Genomic DNA, 9,012 nt, shown 5'->3' on the forward strand with positions numbered 1-9,012 from the left:
GATGGCCTATAGAAATCTGGCCAGATTCTCAAACAAAACACAGGGGCCGACTGCTCCCCGAAAACGTTTTGTATCTTTTGATGAGCCACCAAAACTTGAAACTTTTTCCTCTCAAAATAAGCATCATCCTCTAACAGACATTAGACAAAACGAGGAATTAGAAAAATATGAACTTGAAGTCAAAGGACGTTTTGATCGAATAGTCCCCCTGTTGAGAAAAATTTCCTCACTTCAACATGATGAGGACTTTATCTCAAGGGCAAATCAGTTGACTTTTAGAGAATTAGGTTTCGAGCTTCCAGAACATATTCTAGAAAAAGCTTGGGTTCGACCTCTCGATATGAGAGCACTTTTTGCTTGGTGTGTTTTTCAGTCACATCAACTCGTTAGTGCTGAATTTTTCAACTCTGACCCATTAAATGGTGGAGAAGAAAGTATGGAGGCAAGAAAATTCCAAAATTTTCTTAAGGAATGTGGCTTTCATTTGTTGGACATAACACCATGCTCTGATGGACGTCTTGCTCACTCAATAGCTTATGCCTTGCGTATTCCCTTTAGTGCTGTAAGACGAAGATCTCATGCTGGAGCACTTTTTGATGTTGAGAGGACTGTTAATCGTTGGATTAAAACTGAACATAAAAGATTTAGAGAATCAAAACCAAATTCTCCGACCGAACCAACAAGATATTTAAAAGTTGTCACTTACCACTTTAGTTCTGTTGATCCCACTCATCAGGGTTGTGCAGCTCATGGAAGTGATGAGAAAGTTGCAGCACAAGCCGGACTTCAACGCCTTTTAGATTTTCGTGAAGCTATTGAGAATAGTTTTTGTTGTGGTGCGTCAGTAGACCTTCTATTAGTAGGTATAGATACTGATAATGACTCTTTAAGAATACACGTTCCCTCAGGTAAAAATGAAACTGACTTGACTCAATGGATATCCACTTGTGATTTATTCGATAAAACTTACAAATTGACTTCCAGAGAGGCAATCTCAGTAATTGAAAAGGAGATAAAAAGTAAATCCAGCTCAACTTCTCAATCAGGGATGGAGTCTTTTTTGCTTAAGATGATAATTAATAATTTTTCTCAAATTGACTACGTTCTTAAGATGCATAGAGGCACTTATCCAGATGCTGGACATGCAGAACGATTTATCGGTGTAGGTATTGGTTTTAAGGAAATCCATTTAAGGAACCTTACTTATTTTGCTCATCTTGATACTGTTGAAGAGGGAGCACCGGATTTAGACGTGGGAATAAAAATATTTAAAGGATTGAACATTTCACGAGATCTACCAATTCCTATTGTGATCAGATTTGATTATTCAGGAAGAGTTCCAGGCGAGAGAGATAGAGCGATTGCCGACTGCAAAAGAGTAGATAATGCCATATCTGAAAGATATAGGGGATTAGTAGATAATGGTCAGCTTCATACATTATTGACTATTCGAGACCGTGATAAGAAAGCCCCTGCAGTTATTGTGGGGTCTTCACTTGATCCCGTTCTAATGGAGGCACATTAAGATGATTATTTGTAAAGTGTTGAAGCCACTTGTTTCTACAAATCGAATCCCGGGCTTTGAACATAAACATTTGCAAGTTGTACTCGATGGTAGCTCTAAAAAAGTTGCCGTTGATGCAGTTGGTTGTAAGCCTGATGATTGGGTTATTTGTGTAGGCAGTTCGGCCGCTAGAGAGGCTGCTGGAAGTAAATCATATCCAAGTGATCTAACTATTGTTGGGATTATTGATCACTGGAATCAGGAAACACAGAATTCTGAGCTGAGAGGATCAAAATAATGGAAATTATGCAAGTTATGGGAAGATTAGTCTGCTCGCAAAGGGTGGCTGGTTTAGGACATATGCATTTGCGTATCTTAAAAAATAGTGCAGGCAAACAATTGGTTGCTGTTGATCCTGTGGGAGCAAGAGAAGGAAATTGGGTTTTCACCTCAAGTGGTTCAGCAGCAAGATTTGCCTGCCAAAATCCCGAGACACTCACGGATCTCACTATTGGAGGGATAATTGATTTTTGGTCTCCTGATGGTTAGCGTATTTAACTATTTGATATTAACTTTATTATCTACTTTACATAGCTATGAAAAATTCAATTAACAACTCAGATAGTAAAAAGATTGTGAGAAATACCCAATCTGAGATTTCTCTATCAAATCCATCTGATCAAGTTATTGATGTAAAAGCTTCGAGTGTCACTTCCACAGTAAGTAAAAATAAGTCGACTGCAGCCAGTAGTCCCTCAAAATATCGTAGTAAGGGCTCTGTCTCCACTAAAAAAACTGATTCAGATGGATTGGGAGGATCATCTGGTATTCCAAGAGATATTTTAGGCCCAACAAATGAAGACCCAACCCTTGGAGTGGCACTCGGAATGATCGAAACAAGAGGAGTAGTCCCAGCTATTGAGGCTGCAGATGCAATGACCAAGGCTGCGGAGGTTAGATTAATTGCAAAAGAATATGTTGGCGGCGGTTACGTCACCGTAATGGTTAGAGGAGAGACAGGCGCCGTAAACGCATCAGTAAGAGCTGGTGCTGATGCCTGCGAGAGAGTAGGAGACGGATTAGTAGCTGCTCACATTATTGCAAGACCAAACACAGAATTAATGCCCGTTCTTAAGCCAAGCGGAGCAACTAGAAGAAGTTGATTTTTTGATAATTTGATAAATTAGATGAAAATGAGATAAACATTATGGAAAAAAATACTTGGAAACATAAAACCAGACCTGTATGTCTGGAGAGAAGATTTGAATTTGATACTTATAACTCTACAAGGAATTTTCTTGATAAACTTGGTGAGCTTAGTGAAAAAACTAATAGATTTCCAGATATAAGTTTTGGGAAAACTTATGTAAATATAACCCTGAGACCAGAAGAAGAGCAGAAGAATATATCAATCAAAGATCATGAATTTAGTATGAAAATCGATGAACTAATTGACTGATATAAAGATTAGTTTAATCTTTTGGTTGAGAAAGATCGCGTTTGATTAGTGCCATTAAATAGGATGGTGATTTATACCTCCCTGGAAGACAGCGATTAAGTGTCTCTAGATGGCCCCAGCAAACTGTTCTTTGAATTTCTTGAGGAGACCGACCTTGCTGAAGCAAACGTCTTAGGGCTTTGCAATACAGCGGATATCCGGCTTCAAGTTCGCCAATAGTTAGCTTGGCTACGGTCATGTTTGATCGCAGTTCATTTATTAATCTAGACAATAAAGTGACCACTTTGCAAAGTGGGAAAAATTCTTGGGCAGATTGTGATTTAAATAATCTACTTTTTAACGAAGGCAACGCATTCAATTTCTACCGTTCCTCCTTTCGGGAGTGCTGATACTTCTATGCAAGCCCTTGCTGGATTTGTATCTGAATTGAAAAACTCACTATAAATATCATTGACATCATTGAAATTTTTTAAATCAGTTAAATAAATTGTGGTTTTGACAACATCTGAACATTTTGCTCCGGCTGCTTCCAAGACGGCGAAAAGATTAGTTAAAACTTGGTGAGTTTCTACTTTCACATCTTTAGTGACCATTTCTCCATTTTCAGGATTAATCGCAATTTGTCCTGAGCAATACAACCATCCATCTACCATTGTTGCCTGACTGTATGGGCCAACTGGTTTTGGGGCATCCACGGTATTGATGGAAGTAATGACAGACATGATTTAGAGATTTTTATTAGTTGGATATTTTATTAAATCTGAATTTATTTATATTGTTTTAAAAAGTCCAATTGTCTTTATGATTTCTCAAAAAAAATAATTCCTCAATTGTTTCAGCTTGAAGAAATAAATTAGTTGATCGTTCTATCTCCAGAGTAGTAGGCAGGGTAATTTCTCCTCGTTTCCTCTTAACAGAAATCTCTGCCAACCTTTTGCTGATTTTTAAGTCATTTGGCTTGATTTCATGAGCCCATTTCAAGTTCATTTCTGTGTATTCATGACCACAATAAATCCTTGTACTTGAAGGAAGTCGATTGATTTTTTGAAGTGATTTAAACATGTCATCAGGTGTTCCCTCAAAAAGACGACCACACCCTCCAGAAAATAAAGTATCTCCACAAAAAAGTGCAGGAGGATTTTCTTGCGAATTATCTATGTAAAAAGCAATGTGAGATCTTGTGTGACCTGGAATTTCAATTGTATTTATGAGCTTATTTTTTATCAAAAAACTATCATTATCCTTGACAGAAAGAGTTTGGAAGGGAATTCTATTTTTGTCTGCCATTGAAGCTACTATTTTTGCCAGAGGCCACGTTTTTTCTAATTCTTTTACCCCACCAATATGGTCTTCATGATGATGAGTTAAAAGTATGGCTTCCAAATTTAAAGATTTTTCTCTCAACCAAGTCTCTACTGGCTTTGCAATTGATGGGTCAACAACTACTGCACTGTTACCCAAAACCAATATCCAGATTATGTTGTCTTGTAATACAGGTAAGGAGAAAATACTTAAGTTTTCCTCATGTTTTATTTTCATTTCATCGATGGGGGCTGTAGTAGTTAAAGTTAAATCTAAGTGGTGAAATTATGATTACTATCGCGTTAGCCAAAGGAGCACTCTTACAGCACTCCGTTAAAAGATTGAAACAAGCAGGTTTGGATTTTTCCTCACTTTTAGATCCTAATAACAGGCAATTAATGGTTCCATCTGTTTGTGGGAAAGCGAAAGCTTTGCTTGTTCGTAACGGCGATGTTCCAGTTTATGTTTCATACGGTCAAGCTCAGTTAGGAATTGTTGGATATGACGTGTTAACAGAACACGAAATGCCTCTTGCCCATCTCCTCGATCTTGGATTTGGGGACTGCAGGATGTCAGTTGCGGTAAAAAGCAATAGTTCCTATGAAAGAGCCTCTGATTTGCCGCCCCATTGTCGAGTGGCAAGCAAATTTACTAATTGCGCTAGGAATTATTTTGAGAAAATAGACCTTCCTGTTGAATTAGTACACTTAACAGGATCGGTAGAGCTTGGACCAATTACTGGCATTGCTGAGGCAATAGTCGATTTAGTGGCATCTGGTCGCACTCTTAAGGAAAATGGTTTAAGAGAGATAGATGAACTCTTTAAATCAACAGCGCGCCTTGTTGGAAATCCTTTGGCATTAAGACTTGATACAGGAATTCTTCAAGAAACAATTGAATCCATTCAATCCCAAAAACAAAACTGATTATTAGGTTCTCTAATTATGTCTAAGGATCTTCAAAGAATTAAAAACATAGCTCGTTATTTAACGCAAGAAAAAAAGAGGCTTTTAGTAATTCTCATAATACTTTTGCCTGTTGCGATAGCTGGTGCTATTCAGCCTCTCTTAGTTGGACTTGCCATAAGCGTTTTGAAGGGAGAGCAGACTAATTCATTTTTTGATAACTACTCTGTAGGAACTTCAATAAGATTCCTTATCATTTTCCTACTTTTTTCAGTATTGATAAGGCTTGCTTTTCAGGGGCTGCAAAGTTATAGCATTCAGTCTGTGGGCCAAAGACTTACAGCAAGGATAAGAGAGGATCTTTTCTCGCACTCTCTTGCGCTTTCTCTGAGATTTCATGACCGCATGCCAGTAGGCAAACTATTAACAAGATTAACAAGTGATGTTGATGCATTGGCTGAGGTTTTTGGAAGTGGTGCAGTTGGAGTACTAGCTGATGTGGTTAGTTTGATAATAATTTCCATAACGATGATTTTCATTGAATGGAGGCTTGGCTTAGTTCTTTTAATAACTCAAATTCCAGTAACCTTTACTGTCATTTGGCTTCAGTCTCGCTTTCGTAAAGCAAACTATCGAGTTAGGGAAGAGTTGTCTCAGTTAAATGCCGATTTTCAAGAAAATCTCCAAGGTATTGAAGTTGTTCAAATGTTCAGAAGAGAAAAATCTAATGGCAGTAAGTTTTATCAGACCGGAACAAATTATAGGAATGCAGTAAATGGAACAATCTTCTATGACAGTACAATTTCTGCATTTATAGAATGGGTGTCATTAGCGGCTGTCGCTTTAGTGATTGCGGCAGGTGGCCTTTTGGTCACTTCTGGCGCTATGGGGTTGGGTACTTTGACAACATTTATCCTTTTCTCACAAAGACTTTTTGAACCTTTGAGACAACTAGCAGAGAGATTTACGCAGATACAGGGAGGCTTGACAGCTGTTGAGAGAATCTCTGAGTTACTTGAGCAAGATATTGAAATAGCTGATTCAGAAAAATTAGATAAAAATAATATTGAAAGAAAAATACAACTAGGGAAAGTTGAGTTTGAGAATGTTTCTTTTTTCTACAAATCAAATGAACCTATCATCAAGAATCTTAGTTTTGTTGTAAACCCAGGTGAGACAGTTGCTTTTGTTGGGCCAACAGGCTCTGGGAAAACTACAATTATTAGACTTCTTTGCAGGCTTTACGAGCCTCAATCAGGACGAATACTTATTGACGGAACAGATATAAAAAATATACCTATTGATCATTTAAGAAAAAAACTAGGTGTCGTCTTACAAGATACTTTTATTTTTAGTGGAAATGTGGAGGATAATTTGAAGCTTGATTCTCAAATAAAAAGACAAAAGCTTGAAAAAATTTGCTTTGATTTGGGATTGGATAGTTTCCTTGAGAAATTGCCTAGAGGCCTTGACTCCTCTTTAAGAGAAAGAGGGGGGAATTTGTCCTCTGGAGAGAGACAATTACTTTCAGTTGCGCGAGTTGCAATTAGAAACCCTACAGTATTAGTTATGGATGAAGCTACTGCCTTTATGGATCCCTCCACTGAAGCTACTCTACAGAGAGATTTGGATAGACTTCTTGAAAAAAGGACGGCATTAGTTATTGCTCATCGCCTCGCCACAGTGGAGCAAGCCGATAAAATATTAGTACTTAGAAAAGGGGAAATAATTGAAGAAGGTAGCCATGATCAGCTCTGTCAACAAGGCGGATTGTACTCACAATTAGCCGAGCTTCAGCAAAGAGGCCTAGCAACACTCTAAAAAGATTCGACTCAATTACGATGAAAAAAGTTTCTTTCAATATTTCAAATTTTGGGATGTTTAAAGATTCTGATCAATCTGAGAAGAATCTTATGGAGCAAATGTATGGTGAGGGTTTTATAGAATGTCCATCCCCTTTTGAAGATCAGAAATTTATTTTTAGTCAAGAAAGATCATTTGACTTGATTGAATTGGAACAACTTTTGCAATCAGTAGGGTGGAGCAGACGACCACTCAGAAGAGTTCGGCGAGCACTTGACTACAGTCTTTTGAAGGTGGGTTTGTGGCGGCACGACCCAAAGTTTCCAAGGTTAATTGGCTTTGCAAGATGCACCGGTGATGGGATCCTAGAGGCGACAATATGGGATGTTGCTATTAATCCCGTTTATCAAGGAGCTGGATTTGGAAAGAAACTCATGTCTTTTGTTATAAAATCTATTCGTGATATGGGAATAAAAAGAATTACGCTATTTGCTGATCCAGGTGTTGTTGATTTTTACAAAAGCCAAGGTTGGACTTTAGAGCCTAGAGGCAAAAGATGTGCATTTTGGTATGCAAATTAATTAAATGATTATTTATAATAATCATTTAATAAGTTCTTTGAACTCTCTCCTTTTAACCAGCGATATCTATATCTAGCATTTTTTATCCCTTGCCAAATAACATTAATTTTCTCCCACTTCCTGTAGTCAGTGATTAATGGAAGTTTGATTCTTTTCAGTTTTGTTTTTTTTGATAATCTTCTTACAAAATCAAAATCCTCCATAATATGAAGATCAGTATAACCTCCGATTTCTTGATATAACTTTCTTGATATTAATAATCCTTGATCGCCATATGGTTGTTGTAAAAAGATACTTCTTAAGAAGACTGCTAATTCCAAAAGACGAAATTGTGGATGTTTATTTACAACTTTGAAGTCAAAATACCAACCATATTTATTTGATAATGGATTGGTTATTAATTCTTCTATTTTTCTAGCCCATAGATTTGGGAGTCGACAATCAGCATGTAAAAAAAGTAGCCAATCTGCGCTTGAGTACGATGCACCTTTTTTTAATTGAGAACCTCTATTTGATTCATTTGTTGTTATCACCTTTGCCCCACCAATATTTGCTAGAAAAATGGTTAGATCTTTGCTGCCGCCATCGATAACATTAATATCGATATCTTTTTCCCAAAGATTTATATCGGCAAGCAAGAGTGCAATTGAGCCGGCTTCATTAAGTGTTGGACAAATTACACTTAGCTTAGGCTTGAGGGACATTTTATCCAGGGGGCCATATCACAAAGATGATCTAAATCATTTTGCTTCCTTAAGACTCCTATTTTAACTCCTCTTTTTGAAGCTTCATTAAAAGTTTTTGCATAAACATTATTTGATCCCCATTCAATTCCAACAAAAGGCCAGTTGATTAATGGAAATAAAAGTTTATTCGAAATACCTAAAAGCCAATATCCACCATCGGAGGATGGACCAATTATGAGATCTTTTTTGTTAAAGAAATATATTGCTTCTGATAAGTCTGTCTCACAGAGTGTTGGGAGGTCGGTCCCTATGAAAATTACTCCGCAAAAGTCCTTGGGGTTGTAAGTTCTTAGTGAATGATTAATTTGTCTTTTCATTCGAACTCCCAAATTACCTGAACCCTGCCTAAAGGTTTTTTCTATACCAGTATTAAGACTCAATCTTTTACAAGCTCTTTGGCCAATTCCAGAGATCGCGAGGTGAATTTCTGCCTGACCATTTTTTTGGAGTGATTTTGTGACCTTGATTGTGTGCGAAGTGAGTGCCTCTTGAATCTTGGCAGCTTTCTGACTCCCTATAGTTTGAGATAGTCTGCTTTTGCAGCGATTTGGTGAATGCCATTTAGCCATTACAATAACTATTGCTCGTCTTTCCATAGGGAATTTTGCAAGTTTCACAAGTTCTCAATAATTAATAATTAGTTGGTTTTCTAATCAATTAATGACCATTTTCATAGAAGAGCTTAGATTCGAAATCTTATTAGGACAAGCCG

General features: G+C 37.3%; 13 protein-coding genes. 8 read left to right on the forward strand and 5 right to left on the reverse strand.

What is annotated here, in order from left to right:
• Position 1: 1 nt before the first annotated feature.
• From AC6EJA_RS09825 to AC6EJA_RS09845, 5 genes are read left to right on the forward strand one after another with little or no spacing between them, the layout of a single operon-like run.
• Entirely contained in the window at positions 2 to 1,525 is a 1,524-nt protein-coding gene (locus AC6EJA_RS09825; RefSeq protein ID WP_498502475.1) for a carboxysome shell carbonic anhydrase, read from the forward strand.
• 1 nt (position 1,526) lies between these two features.
• Positions 1,527 to 1,802 (forward strand): alpha-carboxysome shell vertex protein CsoS4, encoded by a 276-nt coding sequence (gene csoS4, locus AC6EJA_RS09830; protein WP_498502476.1) that lies wholly within the window; start codon positions 1,527 to 1,529, stop codon positions 1,800 to 1,802.
• Positions 1,802 to 2,053: a carboxysome peptide B gene (locus AC6EJA_RS09835; protein WP_498502477.1), complete on the forward strand. Its 252-nt coding sequence runs from the start codon at positions 1,802 to 1,804 to the stop codon at positions 2,051 to 2,053. Before csoS4 ends, AC6EJA_RS09835 begins: the two co-directional genes overlap by 1 nt.
• 47 nt (positions 2,054 to 2,100) lie before the next feature.
• Positions 2,101 to 2,667, forward strand: a complete 567-nt coding sequence (gene csoS1, locus AC6EJA_RS09840; protein ID WP_498502478.1) for an alpha-carboxysome major shell protein CsoS1 — start codon at positions 2,101 to 2,103, stop codon at positions 2,665 to 2,667.
• A 44-nt stretch (positions 2,668 to 2,711) separates the two neighbouring features.
• Entirely contained in the window at positions 2,712 to 2,963 is a 252-nt protein-coding gene (locus tag AC6EJA_RS09845) for a 4a-hydroxytetrahydrobiopterin dehydratase (RefSeq protein ID WP_498502479.1), read from the forward strand.
• A 13-nt stretch (positions 2,964 to 2,976) separates the two neighbouring features.
• Here the strand turns inward: AC6EJA_RS09845 and AC6EJA_RS09850 are convergent, their stop codons facing one another.
• From AC6EJA_RS09850 to gloB, 3 genes are all read right to left on the reverse strand, one after another.
• Positions 2,977 to 3,201 carry a DUF3136 domain-containing protein gene (locus AC6EJA_RS09850; protein ID WP_498503597.1) on the reverse strand — a complete coding sequence of 75 codons (225 nt, stop codon included), beginning with the start codon at positions 3,199 to 3,201 and terminating at the stop codon, positions 2,977 to 2,979.
• Between the two features lie 91 nt (positions 3,202 to 3,292).
• Positions 3,293 to 3,685, reverse strand: a complete 393-nt coding sequence (locus AC6EJA_RS09855; protein WP_498502480.1) for a Rid family detoxifying hydrolase — start codon at positions 3,683 to 3,685, stop codon at positions 3,293 to 3,295.
• A 58-nt stretch (positions 3,686 to 3,743) separates the two neighbouring features.
• Positions 3,744 to 4,502 carry a hydroxyacylglutathione hydrolase gene (gloB, locus tag AC6EJA_RS09860; protein WP_498502481.1) on the reverse strand — a complete coding sequence of 253 codons (759 nt, stop codon included), beginning with the start codon at positions 4,500 to 4,502 and terminating at the stop codon, positions 3,744 to 3,746.
• 50 nt (positions 4,503 to 4,552) lie between these two features.
• On the opposite strand from gloB, the gene hisG reads away from it, so the two are divergent.
• The 3 genes from hisG to AC6EJA_RS09875 are packed head-to-tail and all read left to right on the forward strand — an operon-like array spanning position 4,553 to position 7,554.
• Entirely contained in the window at positions 4,553 to 5,191 is a 639-nt protein-coding gene (gene hisG / locus AC6EJA_RS09865) for an ATP phosphoribosyltransferase (protein ID WP_498502482.1), read from the forward strand.
• Positions 5,192 to 5,209: 18 nt separating this feature from the next.
• A complete protein-coding gene (locus tag AC6EJA_RS09870; RefSeq protein ID WP_498502483.1) occupies positions 5,210 to 6,991 on the forward strand; it encodes an ABC transporter ATP-binding protein in 1,782 nt (593 codons plus the stop codon).
• A gap of 56 nt (positions 6,992 to 7,047) precedes the next feature.
• The gene (locus AC6EJA_RS09875) at positions 7,048 to 7,554 is read left to right on the forward strand and encodes a GNAT family N-acetyltransferase (protein ID WP_498503598.1); all 507 of its coding nucleotides are present in this window, start codon (positions 7,048 to 7,050) and stop codon (positions 7,552 to 7,554) included.
• An 8-nt stretch (positions 7,555 to 7,562) separates the two neighbouring features.
• Here AC6EJA_RS09875 and AC6EJA_RS09880 read toward each other — a convergent pair whose 3' ends face one another.
• Complete coding sequence (locus AC6EJA_RS09880; protein WP_498502484.1) at positions 7,563 to 8,258, reverse strand: TIGR04283 family arsenosugar biosynthesis glycosyltransferase; 696 nt, start codon at positions 8,256 to 8,258, stop codon at positions 7,563 to 7,565.
• Positions 8,237 to 8,917 (reverse strand): TIGR04282 family arsenosugar biosynthesis glycosyltransferase, encoded by a 681-nt coding sequence (locus AC6EJA_RS09885; protein WP_498502485.1) that lies wholly within the window; start codon positions 8,915 to 8,917, stop codon positions 8,237 to 8,239. The genes AC6EJA_RS09880 and AC6EJA_RS09885 overlap by 22 nt, the downstream gene beginning before the upstream one ends.
• Positions 8,918 to 9,012 lie beyond the last annotated feature (95 nt).

Source organism: Prochlorococcus sp. MIT2309 (assembly GCF_059772305.1).